Genomic DNA, 18,772 nt, shown 5'->3' on the forward strand with positions numbered 1-18,772 from the left:
GACCGAATGCTGACGCACCCCGACCACCCCGGCACCCTGCTGTTCGAGGTCGCCGACCTGGCCGCCACCGAGCCCCATCCGGCGGCCGCGGGCGCCGTCGACCAGCTCCGCGCGGTCGTGCGCTGGGCCCGCGAGTACCTCTGCCGCCCGCACCCCGAGCTGGGCCGTCGCGGGCCGGTCTGCCCGTACGCCCAGGCGTCACTGGAGCGCGGCTCGTTCTACCTCGCGGTGCGGCGGGGGACGTCGATCGACGCCGCGGCCCTGGAATCGCTGCTCGTGGAGTACCGGGACTGGTTCCGGCGGCTGGAGCCGGTCACCGGGCCGGGCGCCCAGTTCAAGACGATCCTGCTGGTCTTCCCGGATCTGCCGGTCGAGGCGGCGGCCGCCGTGGTCGACGCCACCCAGGAACGGCTCAAGCCACGGTACGTCGCCGACGGGCTGATGATCGGTGAGTTCCACGGTGGCCCACCCCCGAAAGCCGGGCTGTGGAACGCGGACTTCCGGCCGCTGCGCAGCCCGTTGCCGCTGCTGGCGATCCGGCACATGGTCGTCACCGACTTTCCGTTCCTCGCCGGTGACCGCGACCTCGTCGCCGCTTACCTGCGGGTGTTCGGCCAGGTGCTACCGGCCGGGCTGCGTCGCCGGGCGGCGGCCGAGGCGGCCCGCTGGGGACTACCGGAACCCGGCCTCGCGATCGGGAACGACCCCGGTCTCGTTGCCGCGCCGCAGCCGCAGGAGGTGTGATGAACGAGGACAAGCGCGCTCAGGTGGCCCGGCTGCTCGCCCGGCGGGCACAGGCGCCGCGCGCGTACCCGCTCTCGTCCGGTCAGCGCCGGTTGTGGTTCCTGGACAGGTTCCACCCCGGCGATCCCGTCTACAACATTCCGGTGGCGTCCCGCGTCGTCGGCCCGTTGGACCACGCGGCGCTGCGGGTCGCGCTGGACACCGTGGTGGCCCGGCACGGGGCGCTGCGGACCACCTTCGCCGACTCCGGCGGGGAACCCGTGCAACTCGTCCACCCTCCGCGCCCGGCCCAGCTGACCATCACCGACCTGGCCGCCGCCGATCCGGGCGCCGACCCCGCCGCCCGGGAAGTCGAGGCGCAGCGGCTGATGTGGGCGGAGGCCACCCGCCCGTTCGATCTCGTCACCGGTCCGCTCGTCCGCGCGCTGCTGGTCCGCGCCGACGACGACGTGCACTACCTCGCGCTGTGCCTGCACCACATCGTCTCCGATGCCTGGTCGCTCGGGGTGCTCCACGCCGAGCTGAACGCCGCGTACGCCGCCGCCCGGGCCGGCACCGACCCCGGGCTGGCGCCGCTGCCCACCCAGTACGGGGAGTTCGCGGTCTGGGAGCGGGAGCGGCTGGCCCCGGGAAGCGAGGAGCTGACCCGCCAGCTCGCGTACTGGCGCGACGCCCTCGCCGGTGCCCCGGCACTGCTGAGTCTGCCGACCGACCGGTCCCGCCCCGCCACCCAGTCCTACCGGGGCGCGGTGCACTACGCGGCGGCCGGCCCGGCGCTCACCGCCCGGCTGCATGACTTCGCCCGGCTGCACAAGGCCACGCCGTTCATGACGCTGCTCGCCGCGTTCCAGGCGCTGCTGTCGCGATACAGCGGGCAGTCCGACGTGGTGGTCGGCACCCCGGTCGCCGGGCGGACGCACCCCGACGTCGAGCCGCTGATCGGCTTCTTCGTGAATTCGTTGCCGCTGCGCGTCTCCACCGCCGGGAACCCGGGCTTCGCCGAGCTCGTCCGCCGGGCGAAAGAGGCGGTCCTGAACGGACTCGGCCACGCCGACGTGCCGTTCGAGAAGCTGGTGGAAGAGCTGCGCCCGGCCCGCAGCCTCGGCCACGCCCCGATCTTCCAGGCGCAGCTCATCATGCAGAACGCCCCGAGCGCCGCGCTGGATCTCGCCGGCACCAGCGCCACCTCGCTCGGGCTCGACAGCGGTACGGCGAAGGTCGACCTCACACTCGTCGGGGTGCCCGACGGCGACGACCTGCGGCTCGCCGTGGAGTACAGCACCGACCTGTTCGACGCGGCCACGATCGAACGGTTCGTCCGGCACCTGCTCACGCTGATGGACGTGGGCCTCGCCGATCCAGACCGGCCGGTCGCCGAGATCGGGCTGCTCAGCGGGGTCGAGCGGTGGCGGACGCTGGTCGAGTGGAACGCCACCGACCGGGAGCTGCCGCCGGTCGGCAGCGCGCTGGAACTGCTCCTGGATGAGCCGGACCCGGCGGCGACCGCCGCGGTCGTCACCGGCCCCGACGGCCAGTGGACCGCCGCCAGGCTGCACGGCGACGCGGCCCGGCTGTCGGCGGTGCTGCGCGAGCGCGGCGTCACCCCGGACAGTCCGGTGGCGATCTGCCTGGAGCGCGGCGGGCGGCTCGTCACCACCATGCTCGGGGTCTGGGCGGCCGGCTGCGGCTACCTGCCCCTCGACCCGGCGCTCCCGGCCGACCGGCTGCGGTACATGATCGCCGACTCCGGTACGCGGGTGCTCGTGACCGACCGGGCCGTACGGGCCCGCCTGGGCGCGGCGCTCGCCGGCGTCGCCGAGGTCGTCTGCCTCGACGATGACGCCGCCGTGTTGGCCGCGGCGGGCCCTACGCCGCCCGCACCGGCTCACCCGGACGGGCTGGCGTACCTGATCTACACGTCCGGATCGACCGGCCGGCCGAAGGGCGTCGCGGTCCCGCACGCCGCCGTGGTCAACCTGCTCGCCGGCTTCGTGGACGCCGTCGGCATCGGCCCGGAAGACAGGTTCGCGGCGGTCACCACGCTGTCGTTCGACATCTCGGTCCTGGAGCTGCTGCTGCCACTCGTCACCGGCGCCCGGCTTACCGTCGTCGGCGCCGCGGTGGCCGCCGACGGTGCCGCGCTGCGCCGCCTGCTCGCCGCGGAGCAGATCACCGCGATGCAGGCCACCCCGGCCACCTGGCGGCTGCTGCTCGCCGCCGGTGGCGTGCCCGAGGGTCTGCGGCTGCGGCTCTGCGGTGGCGAGGCCTTGCCCCGCGACCTCGCCGACGCCCTGCGCGCCGACCACGCCGCCCTGTGGAACTGCTACGGGCCGACCGAGACGACGGTCTGGTCCGCCGCGACCGAGGTCCCGCCCGCCCCGGCCGGCATCGACCTGGGCGTCCCGATCGCCAACACCCGCCTCTACGTGCTCGACCGGGCCGGGCAGCCGGTTCCGGCCGGGGTGGTCGGCGAGGTGCACATCGGCGGCCTCGGCGTGGTCCGCGGCTACCACGGCCGCCCGGGCCTGACCGCCGACAGGTTCCGGCCGGACCCGTTCGGCGGCCGGCCCGGCGCCCGCCTGTACGCGACCGGCGATCTGGCCCGGTACCGGCCCGACGGACGGCTGGAGTACCTGGGGCGAGCCGACCATCAGGTCAAGGTGCGCGGCTTCCGGATCGAGCTCGGCGAGATCGAGGAGCTGCTGCGGGCGCAACCCGAGGTCGCCGACGCGGTCGTGACCACCTGGGACGGCGGGGGAGGTGATGTGCGGCTCGTCGCCTACCTCGTGCCGGCCGGCGGAACGGGGGCGGCAGCCGTCGACGGGCTGTGGGCGGCGCTGCGGCCCCGGCTCGCCGCCCGGCTGCCCGAGTACATGCTTCCGGCCGCCGCGGTGCCGCTGGCGGAACTGCCCCGCAACGCCAACGGCAAGACGGACCGGGCGGCACTTCCACCACCGGCCTGGACCGACGCGGAGGCGGGGGAGTACGTCGCCCCGGACGGCCTGGTGGCGCAGGTGCTGGCCGAGGTGTGGTGCGACGTGCTCGGCGTGGCCCGGGTCGGCGCCCACGACGACTTCTTCCGGCTCGGCGGCCACTCGCTGCTCGGGGCGCAGGCGCTCGCCCGGGTGTCGGCGCTGTTCTCCGTCGACGTGCCGCTCCGGGCGCTGTTCGAGGCGCCGACCGTCGCGTTGCTGGCCGACGTCCTGCACCGCCTGGAACCGCGACCCGGCCATGTGGACGAGGTCGCCGCGCTGCACCGTGACGTGGCGGCGATGTCCGACGACGAGGTACGCGTGCTGCTGGGGGACGCATGACGACCGACGCGACCGACCGCCAGGCGTTGCTGCGCCGGCTGCTCGCCGAGCGTGGCCTGGCCCGCACCGAAACGCCCATCGCTCGCCGTGAACCCCACCGGCCGGTGCCGCTGTCCCCGCTGCAGGAAGGGTTGTGGTTCCTCGACCGGTTGAGCCCCGGCAGCTCCGCGTACGTGCTGTCGTGGGCGGCCCGGCTGCGTGGACCGCTCGACCCGGAGGCGTTGCAGGGCGCCGTCGACACCGTGGTGGCGCGGCACGAGGCGCTGCGCACCGGGCTGATCCCCGACGCCGACGGTGGCGCCGGGCAGCGGGTCCTCGCCCCGGGCGACCCGCGGGCCCGGGTCCGGATTCGCCGCGCTGAGCTGCCCGGCGCGGACGCCGCCGCCGTCGACCAGGCCGTCCGCGCCGAGATCGAGACCCCGTTCGACCTGGCCGCCCCGCCACTGCTGCGGGCGCTGCTGATCCGGCTGGGCGCCGAGGACCACGCGCTGGTGCTGGCCACGCACCACATCGTCGGCGACGACCGGTCGATCGCGGTGATCGTCCGCGAGTTGTTCGCCGCCTACGCTGCCCTGCAGGCCGGGCAGCGGCCGGAGCTGCCGCCGGTCGGGTGCCAATACCCGGATTACGCGCTCTGGCTGCGCGATCGGGACGGAGGCGAGGGGCTGAGCCAGCAACGCGCCTACTGGGCGCGGCGGCTCGACGGCGTACCCGACGGCCTCGACCTGCCCACCGACCGGCCCCGCCCCGCCACCGCCTCCGGGCGCGGTGGCACCCGCGAGCACCGGTTCCCGGCCGGCCTGCGCGACGGCGTCGACGAGGTCTGCCGGGCACACGGCGCCACCCGGTTCGCGGTGCTCCTCGCCGCGTTGCAGGTGCTGCTCGCGCGGCTCACCGGCGGCGACGACGTCTGCGTCGGCTCTCCGGTGACCACCCGGGACCGGCCGGAACTGGCCGACGCGGTCGGCATGTTCGTCAACAGCGTCCCGATCCGCACCGACCTCGGCGGCGACCCGACCCTGGCCGACGCGCTGGACCGGGTCAAGGCCGGGTACGTCGAGGCGATCGACCACGCCGGACTGCCGTTCGACCGGATCGTGGAGGCCGCCCGGGTGTCCCGCCGGGACGGTCGCAACCCGCTGTTCCAGGTCATGTTCGTGCTCAACCCGCCCCGCGCGACGGGCGGCCGTGCCGTGGCCGGTCTCGCGCTCGAACCGCTCGGCTTCACTCGCGACACGACCCGGATGGACCTCACGTTCTTCGTGGATGACACCGGCGCCGGGCTGCGAGTCATCGTCGACCACGACACCGACCTCTACGACGCGGCCACGGTCGACCGGTTGATCGACCGGTACCGGCAGGTGCTGGCCGCGCTCGTCGACCGGCCCGACACCCGGCTGTCCGAGCTGGACGTCCGCGGCCCGGCGGAGCGCGCGGCGCAGGCCGGCTGGCGGGGCAGCCGCCGGGAGTACCCGGGCGCGAACGTCGCCGAGTTGGTCGCCGCCCGGGCCGCCGCCCAGCCTGACGCACCGGCCGTCGTCGCCGGCGACGAGGTCGTCAGCTACGGCGAACTGCTGGACCGCGCCGACCGGCTGGCCCGGAGGCTGCGCGCCGCCGGCGCAGGCCCCGAGGTCCCGGTCGGGCTGGCGCTGCGCGCCTCACCCGCCGCGATCGTCGCGATCCTGGGCATCCTGCGCGCCGGTGCCGGATATCTGCCGCTCGACCCGGGCCATCCGCCGGCCCGCCTCGCCGCGCTGCTCACCCACGCCGGTGCGCCAATGCTGGTCGCGGACACGGGTATTGACGGGTACGCCGGTACGGTGCTGGCACCCGACGGCCCCGAACCGGACGACCCGCCGAGCGGCGCGGCCACCCACCACCCCGACCAGCTCGCGTACGTCATCTACACCTCCGGCTCCACCGGCGCCCCCAAGGGTGTGCAGGTGGACCACCGCAGCCTGGTCAACCTCGTACACGGTTTCGTCGAGGTGCACGGGTTCACCCCGGCCGACCGGCTGCTCATGCTGCCGCCGCTCAGCTTCGACGCCTCCGTCGGCGACGTGTTCCCGGCGCTGGTCAGCGGGGCCGCGCTGGTGCTGTGTGAGCGGCCCGCGGAGCTGACCGGTGCGGCGCTGCTGGCCTTCTGCGCACGGCACGGCGTCACCGCCGTCGACGCCCCCGCGCCGCTGTGGCGCCGCTGGGTGGCCGACCTCGCCGACGTCCGCCCCGCCGAGATCCCCCGGGCACTGCGGCTCATGATGGTCGGCGGCGAGGCGGTTCCGGTCCTCGCCGTGCGGCGGTGGGCCGCGCTGACCGGCGGCAGGGTGCCGCTGGTCAACCACTACGGCCCCACCGAGGGGACGGTCTGCGCCACCACCCACCGCAGCGTCGACGCCGCCGAGACCTCCGGCGCCCAGCTACCGATCGGCGTTCCGCTGCCGAACGTACGGGCGTACGTGCTCGATGGCGCCCAGCGTGAGGTGCCGGTCGGGGTGACCGGCGAACTCCACCTCGGCGGCGCCGCCCCGGCCCGCGGCTACCTCGCCGACCCCGCCAGCACCGCGGACCGATTCCCGCCGGATCCGTTCGCGGACCGGCCCGGCGCCCGCATGTACCGCACCGGCGACCTCGCCCGGCAGCGGGCGGACGGCAGCCTGGAGTTTCTCGGCCGCGCCGACCGGCAGGTCAAGATCCGCGGGCACCGGATCGAGCTGGGCGAGGTCGAGGCCGCGGTCGCCGCGCTGCCCGGCGTCCGTCAGGTCGCCGTGGTCGCCCGCCCCGAGCTGATCGCGTACGTGGTCGGCGACGACCCGCCACCGGCGGTCGCCTGGCGGCGGGCACTGCGCGAACGCCTGCCCGAATATCTCGTACCGGCGGCGTTCGTGGCCGTCGCCGCGCTGCCGCTGAACCGGCACGGCAAGCTGGACGAGGCGGCTCTGCCACCGCCCGGCTCGGCCACCTCGGCGGCGGCACATGTTCCCCCGCGAACCGGCACCGAGAGGCACCTCGCGCGGATCTGGGCCGACCTGACCGGTACGGCGACACCGATCGGTGCCGGGGACAGCTTCTTCGACGTCGGCGGGCACTCGCTGCTGGCCGGACCGCTGATCGCCCGGATCGCCGGGGAACTGGGCGCCGAGCTGCCCGTCCGGGCCGTCCTGGCCGCCGCCGACCTCGGTGCGCTGGCCTCCCTCGTGGACGGCGCCCGGTCCGGGACCTCGACGGACGGTGGCGCGGCGGCGGAGCTGGAGCGGACGCTGCGGGCCGACGCGGACCTGCCCGACGATGTCTGCGCGGCGCTACCCACCGGGGCGCCGCCGGCCGTACCGGTGTCCGCACTGATCACCGGCGCTACCGGCTTCCTCGGCGCCTACCTGTTGCGCGACCTGCTCGACGCCGGTACGGCCCAGGTGTACTGCCTCGTGCGAGCCGCCACCGGCGATGCCGCGCTCGCCCGGGTCCGGGAGAACCTGGCCCGCTACGGGCTCTGGCGCGCCACCGACGCCGAGCGCCTCACCGGGCTCCCCGGCGACCTGGCCGCGCCGAACCTGGGGCTGACCGCCGCCGTCGCCGACCGGCTCGCCGACACGGTCGACGCCGTCTACCACAACGGTGGCGCCGTCAACTTCCTCCATGCGTACGCGGCCCTGCGCCCGGCGAACGTGGCGGGCACGCTCGAGGTGCTGCGACTCGCCGGGCGGGGCCGGCCGTGCGCCGTGCACCTGGTGTCCACGCTGGGCGTCTACCTGACCTCCGGCCGGATCGGCACCACCGTGCGCGAGAGCGACCCGCCGGACGACAGCGGGCTCGGCGACGGGTACAACGCCAGCAAATGGGTGGCGGACGCCCTCGCCCGCGCCGCCCGCGAACGCGGCCTGCCGGTCTCGATCTACCGACCGGCCCGGGTCACCGGCGACGCCACCACCGGCGTCGGCAACGTCGACGACTGGTTCAGCCGGCTGCTCGTCACGTGCGTGCAGCTCGGCGGCGTACCGGATCTCGGCATGCCGGCCGACCTGGCCCCGGTGAACCACGTGGCGGCGGCGATCGGCCGGCTGTCCCGCCAGGGCGCCGCAAGCGACTGGCACTTCTACGGCCGGACCCTCGGCCACGACGAGCTGGCCGCCGCCCTGGCCGGGTACGGCTATCAGGTCGAGCCGATGCCGTACCCGCGCTGGCGGGCGGCTCTGCTCGCCCGCCCCGACGCCGCTCTGGCGGCGTTCGCGCCGCTCTTCCCACCGCCGGCCGATGAGGCGGGGACGCCGGGTGGCGGCCAGCCCCGCTTCGACTGCTCGGCGACCGAGGCGGCGGCCGGTGCGCCCTGCCCGCCGGTCGATGCCGCGCTGCTCCACCGCTACCTCGACCACCTCGTCCGCGCCGGTGCCCTCGACGGTCCGGCCACCGTCCGCGCCGGTGCCCTCGACGGTCCGGCCACCGTCCGCGCCGGTGCCCTCGACCGGCCGACCATGGGGAGCCGACGTGCCTGAGACTGCCACTGTGCCGCCGGAGCGCGTCGACCCCCGGCGGGTCCGGTTGCTGGTCACCGTCTGGGCGGGACAGCTCGTGTCGCTGGTCGGCTCCAGCCTGACGGCGTTCGTCCTGGGCGTCTGGGTGTACCAGCGCACCGGCTCGGTCAGCCAGTTCGCGATGATCTTCCTGGCGAGCACACTGCCGGCGATCCTGGCGGCGCCGTTCGCCGGCGTTCTCGCCGACCGGTGGGACCGGCGCCGGTTGATGCTGGGCGCCGACGCCGTCGCGGCGCTCGCCACCGGTGCCGTCGCAATCCTGTACACAGCCGATGTGCTGGCGGTATGGCATATCTACGTCACCACCGCGGTCGGTGCGGCGGCCGGCGTGCTGCACCAGATCAGTTACGCGTCCCTGACGCCGCGACTCGTCGGCAAGCGGCACCTCGCCCGGTTCAACGGGATGATGCAGGCCGGGCGCGCCGTACAGATCGCGGCGCCACTGCTCGCCGGAGCTCTCGTCGCGTCGATCGGCGTGGGCGGCGTGATCGCGCTCGACCTGGGCACGTTCGCGGTCGCCGCGGCCACGCTGCTCGTGGTGCGGATGCCACTAGAGGTGACCCGGCCGGCCGGCGCGGGCGGCGCCGGGACCCCTGCCGGGCCACCGGGACCGGCCTGGCGGAATGCGGCGGCGGGCTGGCGTCACCTGCGCGAGCGGCCCGGGCTGCCGGCACTGCTCGTCGTCTTCGGCCTCTACAACGCGCTCTTCGCCCTCGCCGGGGTACTCGTCCAGCCCCTCATCCTGTCCTTCGCCACGGCGGCGACCCTCGGCGCGCTGATGTTCGCCGGAGGTGCCGGGCTCTTCGCCGGAAGTCTCCTGATGAGCGCCTGGGGCGGGCCGCGCCGGCGGGTCACCGGCATCCACGCCGGACTCGCCGCCGGCGGCGTGGCGCTGGCGCTGCACTCCCTCGCCCCGTCGCCGTGGCTGATCGCGGTCGTGGCACCGGCGTTCCTGTTCACCCTGCCGGTCATCAACACCGCGGCGATGACGCTGCTGCAGACCAAGGTGGAGTCGGCCGTGCTCGGCCGCGTGATGGCCACCGCCCGGGTCGTCGGCGACGCCGCCGTGCCGCTGGCGTACGTCGCCGCCGGGCCCCTGGCGGACCGGGTCGCCGAGCCACTGATGCGCGACGGTGGTGCGCTCGCCGCCGGCCCGGGCGCGCTGCTCGGCACCGGCCCCGGCCGCGGCATCGCCCTGATCTTCGCCGTGACCGGCGTGGCGATGCTCGCGCTCGCCGCCGCCGCGTACGCCGTGCCCAGCCTGCGCCGGGTGGACGACCTGCCCGACGCAAAGGACCTCGACACCGCCCCGCTCGCCGCGACCGCTACCGATGCCCGCCCGCCCGGCAGAGACGCCGGCCCGCCCGGCGGAACGGCCGCGTCGGCAGCCGGAACGTCCGAGGATTCCACCGTCCGGGAAGGAGTCGGCTGATGCCGGTACCACTGACCCCCGAGGAGGCCGCCGGGATCCCGGGCGCCCACCTCGACCTGCTCAGCACAGTCGGTTTCCACGCCGCCGGAACCGCGCAGCGGCTCGGCGTCTTCGAGGCCCTCACCCACGGGGCGCTCCCTGCGGACGAGCTGGCCGACCGATTGGACCTCGACCCCGTCGGCGCCCGCGTCCTGTGCGACACCCTCGTCGCCTTCGGGTATCTGACCCGCGCCGGCGGCGCGTACACCAACAGCCCCGACGCGGCCCGCTGGCTGTTGCGCGAGAAACCCGACAGCTACGCGCCCGTACTGTCGTTCTGGCACACCGTGCTGACCGAACGGTGGGGCGGCTTGGAGGAGTCGCTGCGACGCGGCAAGCCGGACGGTGACTTCTACGCCTGGCTGGACACGCGCCCCGACACCCTCGCCGACTTCCACACCATGCTGCGCCGACTCGCCGGCTGGCTGGCCACGGAGGTTGTCCCGCGGGTACCGGTGCCGGCCGGGCCGGCCAGCCTGCTGGACCTCGGCGGCGGGCACGCCGCGTACCCGGTGGCACTGTGCACCGCGTACCCAGAACTGCGGGCGAAGGTGGTCGACCTAGCCGGCGCGCTGGAACAAGGCCGGGCGACCGTGGCGGCCGCGGGCCTCGCGGACCGCGTCGAGCTGTGCCCGGGAGACCTCTTCACCGCCGACCTCGGCACCGGGCACGACGTGGCCCTGCTGTTCAACATCGTGCACGGCTACCGCCCGGCGGAGGTCGCGACGCTGCTCGGCCGGGTGGCGGCCGCCCTGCGCCCCGGAGGCCGGCTGCTCCTGCTGGAGCCCCTCGCCGATGCCGGCCGGCCGCCGGGGCCGGGGGAGGCGTTCGTCGAGGCGTTCAGCCTCAACCTGTTCCACACCCAGGGCGGCCGGGCGTACGGCTACGCCGAGCTGACCACGCTGCTGACCGACGCCGGCTTCACCAGCGTGGACCGGCACGTGCTGGAACGCTCACCCACCGACCATCTGGTGACGGCCGTACGGGCGTCCAGATCGTAGGTGTCAGAAGAAGGCGGTCAACAAGATCCAGGCGGCCTCGGTGAGGACCAGGGCGGCGATGCCGAACCAGCGAGCTCGGGGCAGCAGGAACCACCAGGTGATGATCGGAATTGTGAGGCATACGGGTATGCCGAGCGTGTAGAGCGCGAGCAATGGCAGCCGAGGCTCGTCGGCCAGGAAGCCTCCGCCGTATTGGAAGACCGCCATGATGGTGCAAAAAGAGGCTAGCGCCGCGCCGATGACCATCGCGACCGCAGCGACGACTACCCGGATCGCCAGCGGTATCCGGGTGGCGAGGCTCTGGGCCGGCTTGCCGGCTGCGCCGAATCCCCCGCTGTCGTTACTTGCCACTCGCTCTCCCGCTGGCAAGGCTGTGGATCAACTCGACGGCGTTACGCGGTAGTAGACGAATACCGCGATCCAGATGGTCTGGAGCGCCAGCAATGCGGCGGGCCCGAACCAGCGGGCCCGGGGCAGGAGCAGCCACCAGGCGATGCTCGGTACAGCGATGCACGCTACGACGCCCGCGCAGAACAGTGTGAACCAGAGTTTCCAGGGATGATAGGAGATCGGGCCCCCTCCGTAGTTGAGCGCCGCTACAAAGCTGAAGGCGGCGGCGAAGTACGCGCCGACGGCCATGAGGATGCTCGCGATGATTACCCGTACCGGCAGCGGTAGCCGTTGGGTCACGTCGCTCGCTCGCATGCTGTCGCTTCTTTCGTGTCGGGCCGGCGGTGTCGCGGGAATACGATCGGCCGGTGTGGCCGGTCCCGGCAGAGCGCGTTGGTGTCATGTCCCGCGGTACTGGCGGGGTATGAACGCGGCGAAGGTGACGAAAGGGGCCGTCATCATGAGTGCTATTTCAGCACCCGGATGGTGTCGGCGCCGATGAACCGGACACCGTTACGCAGCGTTCCGTACAGCGGCACGGTCGCTACCAGGCGATGCGGTCGCGGCCACGGCGCCTGACTGGTGCCCGCCATTGACCATGGTCCGGCGACGCCGGTCATGCCTGTACCCTCGGGCAATGTCATTTCGTGAGGAGCTTCGGCGTCAGTTCGCGGCGGAGTCGGAGAGCGATGCCGTCGGGCGCGTCCGGTTCTACGCCGCTGCACTGAACATCCTGGGTGGCATCTTCGCGTTTGCCCTAATTTTCTTGATGGTGGGCGGTCGTCTGTCGTGGGCGGCCGCGCCCGGATGCGTACTCCTGATCGCCGGTGGGGTGTTGGGAGTCATTGTCCAGCTGACCAGGGACGTTTTCGCAGGGCGACAGCGTCTCTGGTGGGCGTGGGGCTGCACCGTTCTAGGCGTTCTGGAAATCGTCGTGGTGGCGAACCTGGCGTCCTGAACAGGGCAAGTGTGCAAGTCAACGGGGGAAGGCAGTTCATGACGTTCACGGTGGCCCCGGAGGGTCTCGACGGGTACGCGAAACAGGTCGGCCGGGCTAGCGGGGACGCCCGCGCGATCGGTGGCTACCTGCACCGGTACCCGCCGCCGGACGGAACATGGTCCAGCGGCGGGTTGATGAAACTCTTGGGGGAGAACGGGCCCCGCGCGTTCGCTGCCGCGCAAGCGAATCTGAACAAAGTCGGCACGTTGCTCGAACATGACCAGGACGGGCTTACCGATTCCGCCGCCTATTACCGCCGGACCGATGTCAACGCCGCGGCGCGTATGGACGCTACCCTGCCAGACCGCCCCGACCGCGCCGGCCTGACGGCGCTGGAGCAGGCGTGGGCTGGTAACCCCTGTGGTCCCTCGTTCGCGGACTCCCGCGATCCGTCCGGCCGCTTGGCCGCGGTGGGTGACGTCGAGCTGAGTCACCCTCTGGCCGTCCTGGACAACATCAGCATCTCGCACTGGGCGCTCAAGGGTATCGACTGGGTGTTCGGCTACGACATCCTCGGCGAAGCGACCGACTTCTTCCTCGGCGACTGGCAAGCCCTCGCCAAGGCAGGCAAAGCACTCGGCAACGCCGCGGACGCCACCACCGACCTCGGCTACAACCTCCAGGGCGGGGCCATCTCGCTACGCGCGCAGTGGCAGGGCCATGCGGCCGAGGCCGCCGATCAGCACTTCACCGACCTCGCCGCAAAGCTGGACGCCATGGGCCATCCCATGCGCGTGGTGGCCAAGCAGTTCGAGCTGGCGGCCGAGGGCGCGTACAACGCCGGCGAGTCCGTCTCCGGCATCATCAAGGGACTACTGGACGCGGCGATCATCGCCGGCATCGCCGCCGCGGCCGGCACCGTCACCGCGGAAACCGGCGTCGGCGCGGTTGTCGGCTACGGCGTTGCCGCCATCGAGGTGGCTCGCATGCTCGACATGTGGGCCGAGGCCACCAAGGTCATGGCCAGCGTCTACGCCGCCACTCAAGCCCTCATCGGCATCACGCAGACCGGCGTGGCCAGCTTGGAAAGCGTTCAGATGCCGGAGGTCGCCGGCGGTAGCTACCGCAACCCCCTCGTCCCCGAAGACCCTCACCGATGAGGAACATCGATGCATGACAGTGTGTATGAGATCGCCGGCGACCCTCGGCTCGCCAAGTTTCTGCGTACCAGCCTCACGACCCTGGCCAACGGCTCCGAGCCGCTGCTGCGGGAGTTGGCCGAAGGCGTGCTTTCCGGGCGGGTCAACCTCCGCGAAGCCGTCGCTTCCGATGCCTACGGCGAGGCGCTCAGCTCAGCCTTCGAGCGCTTCTCGGCATACTACGACCGGCTCGATGGCGACGAGAAGGAACGGCTGACCAGCGAGACCGCACAGCAGCTCGACGACCTCCTCGATGAACGGCATCCGAAACCGTAACCAAGGATTCGCATCTGGCTTGAAATCACCAACATCGCCGCTAGTAGGCGATCGCAGCGACGATTACCCGGATCGCCAGCGGTATTCGGGTGGCAAGGCTGCCGGCGCGGGACAGCGCGAACCGGTGTCCGGGGTGGACCCGTGCAGCATCAGGTCGGCGCGTCAGGCGTTGCCGTCGGACACCGCGCTCGGGTACATCAGCTCTGCTGGACGTACGATCATGGGTCATGAGCCCGCCACTGACCTCTGTCGGTCGGATCGGGCGGTCGTCGGCATGGTGACCCGATCGGTGGCCATCCACCACGTACGAATGGCTCTGCGCGGAGCCCGCCGTCAAGGCGTGGACACCACCGCGATGCTGCAGGCGGCCGGCATTCCGCCGGCGCTGGTGGAGCTCGACCGCGCCCGGGTGTCGACGGAGCAGTTCGCCCGGCTGATCCGATTGTTGTGGGACACCCTCGACGACGAACTGCTGGGCCTGGCCGCGAAGCCCCTCAAGGTCGGCACGTTCGCGATGATGTGCCACGCGGTCGTGCACTGCCCGGATCTGCGGTCAGCGCTGCGTCGCGGCGGGGACTTCTACCGGCTCTTTCTGGACGGCCCCCAGCCGTGTTTGGCCGAGTCCGGCGGCGAAGCGTCGATGAGCTTCTCCGCCGAGGTCGACGACCCGGACCACTTCCTGGCCGAAACGGCGCTGGTGGTGTGGCACCGCTTCGCCGGTTGGTTGATCCGGCGCCGGATCAGCCTGCTTCGCGTCGAGTTCGCCTATCCCTGTCCGCCGCACGTTCTGGAGTACGAGCTGCTCTTCGGCGCTCCCTGCGTCTTCGGGGCCGAACGCACCGCAGCCGTGTTCAGTGTCGCTTTGCTCGACGAGCCGGTGCTGCAGGACGAGGCTGGTCTGCGCACCTTCCTTCGCCGCGCCCCGGCCGACGTGCTCGCCCGGATCGACTACGGCAGCACGGTGGCCGCTCGGGTGCGGCGGGTGATGAGTCAGTCGCTACCGGAGCGGCTGCCCGGACAGGACGAGGTGGCCGCCCGACTGTCGGTCAGCGCCCAGACCCTGCGCCGGCAACTCGCCGCCGAGGAGACCTCCTTCCAACAGGTACGCGACCAGCTGCGCCGCGACGTGGCCGTTGCCGCTCTGACCGGAGGGCGGTTCCCCATCGAACAGCTCTCCGCGCAGCTCGGCTTCTCCGAGCCGAGCGCCTTCCATCGGGCGTTCAAGCGCTGGACGGGATCGACGCCGCGCTCGTATCAGCCGGGCTGAGGACGATCGGGCACGCTGGCCGCTGCGGTCAATCACTATGAGCGCTGAGGTCATGGGGACCGGTCGGCCTCGAGCCGTAGCGTGCGGGCATGACCGACGCGGCAGCCACACCCACCGGTCCGCTCGACGGCGTGCGGGTGGTGGAACTGGCGGGTATCGGTCCCGGTCCGTTCGCGGCCATGCTCCTCGCTGACCTGGGAGCCGACGTCGTACGGGTCGACCGGCCCGGAGACGTCGGACTGGGCGTCGACCCGGCGCGCGACCTGACCAACCGCAACAAACGTTCGGTCCTGCTCGACCTGAAGACCGAGGACGGGCGACGGCGGGTTCTCGATCTGGTCGACCGGGCCGATGTGCTGATCGAGGGCTACCGGCCGGGCGTCGCCGAGCGCCTCGGTGTCGGGCCGGAGGACTGTCACGCGCGTAACCCCCGGCTGATCTACGGGCGGATCACCGGCTGGGGCCAGGCCGGGCCGCTCGCCCGTGCCGCCGGTCACGACATCGACTACATCGCGGTCACCGGCACGCTCGGCATGCTCGGCCCCGATTCGGACGGGCCGCCCACGGTCCCCGCCAATCTCGTCGGGGACTACGCCGGCGGCTCCCTCTACCTCGTCATCGGAGTCCTCGCCGCTCTCCGGCATGCGCGCGAGCACGGCGAGGGCCAGGTCGTCGACGCCGCCATCGTCGACGGCGCCGCCCACCTCACCACCTTTATCCACGGCCTGCTCGCCTCCGGTGCCTGGCAGGACCGGCGCGGTGTCAACCTGCTCGACGGGGGCTGCCCCTTCTACGGGACATATCCAACCTCGGACGGTGAATACCTGGCGGTGGGCGCCCTGGAGCAGCGGTTCTACGACGAATTCGTCCGCCTGCTCGACCTCGGGGAGATCGCCTCCGCGCGGCATGACGTCGGCCGCTGGCCCGAGCTCCGGTCCGCGGTCGCCGAGCGGTTTCGCGCCCGTACGCGGGCGGAGTGGACGGCGGTCTTCGAGGGCACCGATGCCTGCGTGGCCCCCGTCCTGTCGCTGCGGGAGGCTCCCACCCACCCGCACCTCGCCGCCCGCGGCACGTTCGTCGAGTACGCCGGAATGGTCCAGCCCGCCCCGGCACCCCGCTTCTCCGCCACCCCCGGCGCGGTCCGCACCGGCCCGGCGCGGCCGGGCGCCGACGCCGACGAGGTCGCCCGAGACTGGGCCGTACCGTCCCTGAATTCCGAGATCCGGGAGCCCTGTGCATGAAGCGCCAGCTCTACACCGCCACCCACGACGCTTTCCGGGAGACCGTACGGAACTTCCTCGCCAAGGAGGTCCTGCCGCACTACGCGCAGTGGGAGCGGGACGGCGTCGTCTCTCGTGAGGTGTGGCGGGCCGCCGGGCGCAAGGGCCTGCTCGGCCTCGCCGTCGATGAGCGATATGGCGGCGGCGGTGATCCCGACTTTCGCTTCAGCACCGTGCTCGCCGAGGAGTTCGCTCGCGCCGGCACGCCCGGCCTCGCCCTGGTGCTGCACAACGACATGGTCGGTCCGTACCTCACCTCCCTGGCCACCGAGGAGCAGAAGCGGCGCTGGCTGCCCGGCTTCTGCAGCGGTGAGCTCGTCACCGCCATCGCGATGACCGAGCCCGGTGCCGGCTCCGACCTGCAGGGGATCCGCACCCGCGCCGAGGACCACGGTGACCATTGGCTGCTCAACGGCGCCAAGACGTTCATCTCCAACGGCGTTCTCGCCGACCTCGTGATCGTCGTGGCGAAGACCACCCCCGAGGGCGGCGCCCGCGGCTTGTCCCTGCTCGTGGTCGAGCGCGCCATGGCGGGCTTCGAGCGTGGCCGCAACCTCGACAAGATCGGCCAGAGGGCGCAGGACACCGCCGAGCTCTTCTTCCACGACGTACGCGTACCCAAGGAGAATTTGCTCGGCACGCTCAACGGCGCCTTCATCCACCTGATGACCAATCTCGCCCAGGAGCGGCTCGCCATCGCCGTCGCGGCCATCGCCGGCGCCGAACATCTCCTGGAACTCACCACGGCGTACGTCAAGGAGCGCGAGGCGTTCGGACGCGAGCTCGCCCGGCTCCAACACGTCCGCTTCGAGATCGCCGAGATGGCCACCGAGTGCGCCGTCACCCGCACCTTCCTCGACCGCTGCGTCGCCGACCATGTCGACGGCGAACTCGATGCCGTCCACGCCTCCATGGCCAAGTGGTGGGCGACCGAACTCCACAAACGCGTCGCCGACCGTTGTCTCCAACTGCACGGCGGATACGGGTACATGACCGAGTACCCGGTCGCGAAGGCTTTCACCGACAGCCGCGTACAAACCATCTACGGCGGCACGACCGAGATCATGAAGGAACTCATCGGCCGGTCCCTGCTCTCCTGACGCCGCCCGCTTGCCCCGAAAGGCCGCCGACATGAGTACCGAAGCGTACGTGTACGACGCGATCCGCACCCCCCGCGGACGCGGCAAGTCCAACGGTGCCCTGCACGGCACCAAGCCGATCGACCTCGTCGTGGGTCTCATCCACGAACTCCGCCGCCGTTTCCCGGGACTGGACCCCGCCGCCGTCGACGACATCGTGCTCGGCGTCGTCAGCCCGCTCGGCGACCAGGGCTCCGACATCGCCCGCATCGCCGCCCTCACCGCCGGACTGCCGCACACCGTCGCCGGAGTCCAGGAGAACCGCTTCTGCGCCTCAGGTCTCGAAGCCGTCAACCTGGCCGCTGCCAAGATCCGCTCCGGCTGGGAGGACCTGGTGCTCGCCGGCGGCGTCGAATCGATGTCGCGGGTACCCATGGGATCCGACGGCGGCGCCTGGTTCGCCGACCCGATGACCAACTACGAGACCGGCTTCGTCCCTCAGGGCGTCGGCGCCGACCTCATCGCCACCATCGACGGCTTCACCCGCCGCGACGTCGACGAGTACGCCGCGCTCTCTCAGGAGCGGGCCGCCACCGCGTGGAAGGACAACCGCTTCGACCGGTCCGTCGTCCCGGTCATGGACCGCGCCGGACTGACCGTCCTCGGCCACGACGAGCACATGCGGCCGGGCACCACCGCCGACTCCCTCGCCACCCTCGCGCCGTCCTTCGCCGGGATCGGCGAACTCGGCGGCTTCGACGCCGTCGCCCTGCAGCGGTACCACTGGGTCGAGAAGATCGACCACGTCCACCACGCCGGCAACTCCTCCGGCATCGTCGACGGCGCCTCCCTCGTGGCCATCGGCACCAGGGCGGTCGGCGAGCACTACGGGATGACACCCCGCGCCCGGATCGTCTCCGCCGCCGTTTCCGGCTCCGAGCCCACCATCATGCTCACCGGTCCCGCCCCCGCCACCCGCAAGGCGCTCGCCCGGGCCGGACTGACCATCGACGACATCGACCTCGTCGAGATCAACGAGGCGTTCGCCGCCGTCGTCCTGCACTTCGCACGCGACCTGGACCTGCACCTCGACAAAATCAACGTCAACGGCGGAGCGATCGCCTTCGGGCACCCGCTCGGCGCCACCGGCGCCATGATCCTCGGCACGCTGATCGACGAACTCGAACGCCGGGATCAGCGGTACGGCCTGGCCACGCTCTGCGTCGGCGGCGGCATGGGCGTCGCCACGATCGTCGAACGTCTCTGACCCGCACCGGCCCACCTC

At 72.6% G+C, this 18,772-nt stretch carries 14 protein-coding genes and 1 pseudogene; 12 read left to right on the forward strand and 3 right to left on the reverse strand.

The features are described from left to right. Positions 1-6 precede the first annotated feature (6 nt). The 5 genes and pseudogenes from AB0M36_RS07015 (at position 7) to AB0M36_RS07035 (ending at position 11,056) form a co-directional block, all read left to right on the forward strand. The gene (locus AB0M36_RS07015) at positions 7-744 is read left to right on the forward strand and encodes a DUF6875 domain-containing protein (protein ID WP_364153613.1); all 738 of its coding nucleotides are present in this window, start codon (positions 7-9) and stop codon (positions 742-744) included. Next, on the forward strand, positions 744-4,058 hold the full coding sequence (locus AB0M36_RS07020; RefSeq protein ID WP_364153616.1) for an amino acid adenylation domain-containing protein: 3,315 nt from the start codon (positions 744-746) through the stop codon (positions 4,056-4,058). Before AB0M36_RS07015 ends, AB0M36_RS07020 begins: the two co-directional genes overlap by 1 nt. Continuing rightward, positions 4,055-8,545: pseudogene (locus AB0M36_RS07025) on the forward strand (amino acid adenylation domain-containing protein); the annotation flags it as partial. The gene AB0M36_RS07020 and the pseudogene AB0M36_RS07025, both read left to right, overlap by 4 nt. Positions 8,546-8,555: 10 nt before the next feature. After that, positions 8,556-10,016 carry an MFS transporter gene (locus tag AB0M36_RS07030; protein ID WP_364154285.1) on the forward strand — a complete coding sequence of 487 codons (1,461 nt, stop codon included), beginning with the start codon at positions 8,556-8,558 and terminating at the stop codon, positions 10,014-10,016. Then, the gene (locus tag AB0M36_RS07035; protein WP_364153619.1) at positions 10,016-11,056 is read left to right on the forward strand and encodes a methyltransferase; all 1,041 of its coding nucleotides are present in this window, start codon (positions 10,016-10,018) and stop codon (positions 11,054-11,056) included. The genes AB0M36_RS07030 and AB0M36_RS07035 overlap by 1 nt, the downstream gene beginning before the upstream one ends. Positions 11,057-11,059: 3 nt before the next feature. Here the strand turns inward: AB0M36_RS07035 and AB0M36_RS07040 are convergent, their stop codons facing one another. The 3 genes from AB0M36_RS07040 to AB0M36_RS07050 all read right to left on the reverse strand — a co-directional run bounded on the left by AB0M36_RS07040 (position 11,060) and on the right by AB0M36_RS07050 (position 12,066). Continuing rightward, positions 11,060-11,407, reverse strand: coding sequence for a hypothetical protein (locus tag AB0M36_RS07040; protein ID WP_364153622.1), 348 nt, complete (start codon positions 11,405-11,407; stop codon positions 11,060-11,062). Positions 11,408-11,434: 27 nt separating this feature from the next. Beyond that, positions 11,435-11,761 (reverse strand): hypothetical protein, encoded by a 327-nt coding sequence (locus tag AB0M36_RS07045; protein WP_364153624.1) that lies wholly within the window; start codon positions 11,759-11,761, stop codon positions 11,435-11,437. Positions 11,762-11,913: 152 nt separating this feature from the next. After that, positions 11,914-12,066: a hypothetical protein gene (locus AB0M36_RS07050; RefSeq protein WP_364153627.1), complete on the reverse strand. Its 153-nt coding sequence runs from the start codon at positions 12,064-12,066 to the stop codon at positions 11,914-11,916. A gap of 17 nt (positions 12,067-12,083) precedes the next feature. Between AB0M36_RS07050 and AB0M36_RS07055 the strand changes: the two genes are divergently transcribed. The 7 genes from AB0M36_RS07055 to AB0M36_RS07085 all read left to right on the forward strand — a co-directional run bounded on the left by AB0M36_RS07055 (position 12,084) and on the right by AB0M36_RS07085 (position 18,754). Continuing rightward, positions 12,084-12,404 carry a hypothetical protein gene (locus tag AB0M36_RS07055; RefSeq protein WP_364153629.1) on the forward strand — a complete coding sequence of 107 codons (321 nt, stop codon included), beginning with the start codon at positions 12,084-12,086 and terminating at the stop codon, positions 12,402-12,404. Between the two features lie 176 nt (positions 12,405-12,580). Further along, a complete protein-coding gene (locus tag AB0M36_RS07060) occupies positions 12,581-13,546 on the forward strand; it encodes a hypothetical protein (protein ID WP_364153631.1) in 966 nt (321 codons plus the stop codon). 21 nt (positions 13,547-13,567) lie between these two features. Continuing rightward, entirely contained in the window at positions 13,568-13,861 is a 294-nt protein-coding gene (locus AB0M36_RS07065; RefSeq protein ID WP_364153633.1) for a hypothetical protein, read from the forward strand. 310 nt (positions 13,862-14,171) lie between these two features. Beyond that, positions 14,172-15,128 carry an AraC family transcriptional regulator gene (locus AB0M36_RS07070; protein ID WP_364153636.1) on the forward strand — a complete coding sequence of 319 codons (957 nt, stop codon included), beginning with the start codon at positions 14,172-14,174 and terminating at the stop codon, positions 15,126-15,128. A gap of 89 nt (positions 15,129-15,217) precedes the next feature. Continuing rightward, the gene (locus tag AB0M36_RS07075) at positions 15,218-16,369 is read left to right on the forward strand and encodes a CaiB/BaiF CoA-transferase family protein (RefSeq protein WP_364153639.1); all 1,152 of its coding nucleotides are present in this window, start codon (positions 15,218-15,220) and stop codon (positions 16,367-16,369) included. Then, entirely contained in the window at positions 16,366-17,508 is a 1,143-nt protein-coding gene (locus AB0M36_RS07080) for an acyl-CoA dehydrogenase family protein (protein ID WP_364153642.1), read from the forward strand. The genes AB0M36_RS07075 and AB0M36_RS07080 overlap by 4 nt, the downstream gene beginning before the upstream one ends. Before the next feature lie 31 nt (positions 17,509-17,539). Further along, positions 17,540-18,754 (forward strand): acetyl-CoA C-acetyltransferase, encoded by a 1,215-nt coding sequence (locus AB0M36_RS07085; RefSeq protein ID WP_364153645.1) that lies wholly within the window; start codon positions 17,540-17,542, stop codon positions 18,752-18,754. Positions 18,755-18,772 lie beyond the last annotated feature (18 nt).

This window comes from Actinoplanes sp. NPDC051346 (assembly GCF_040682215.1).
In the GTDB taxonomy this organism is placed as follows: Bacteria; Actinomycetota; Actinomycetes; order Mycobacteriales; family Micromonosporaceae; genus Actinoplanes.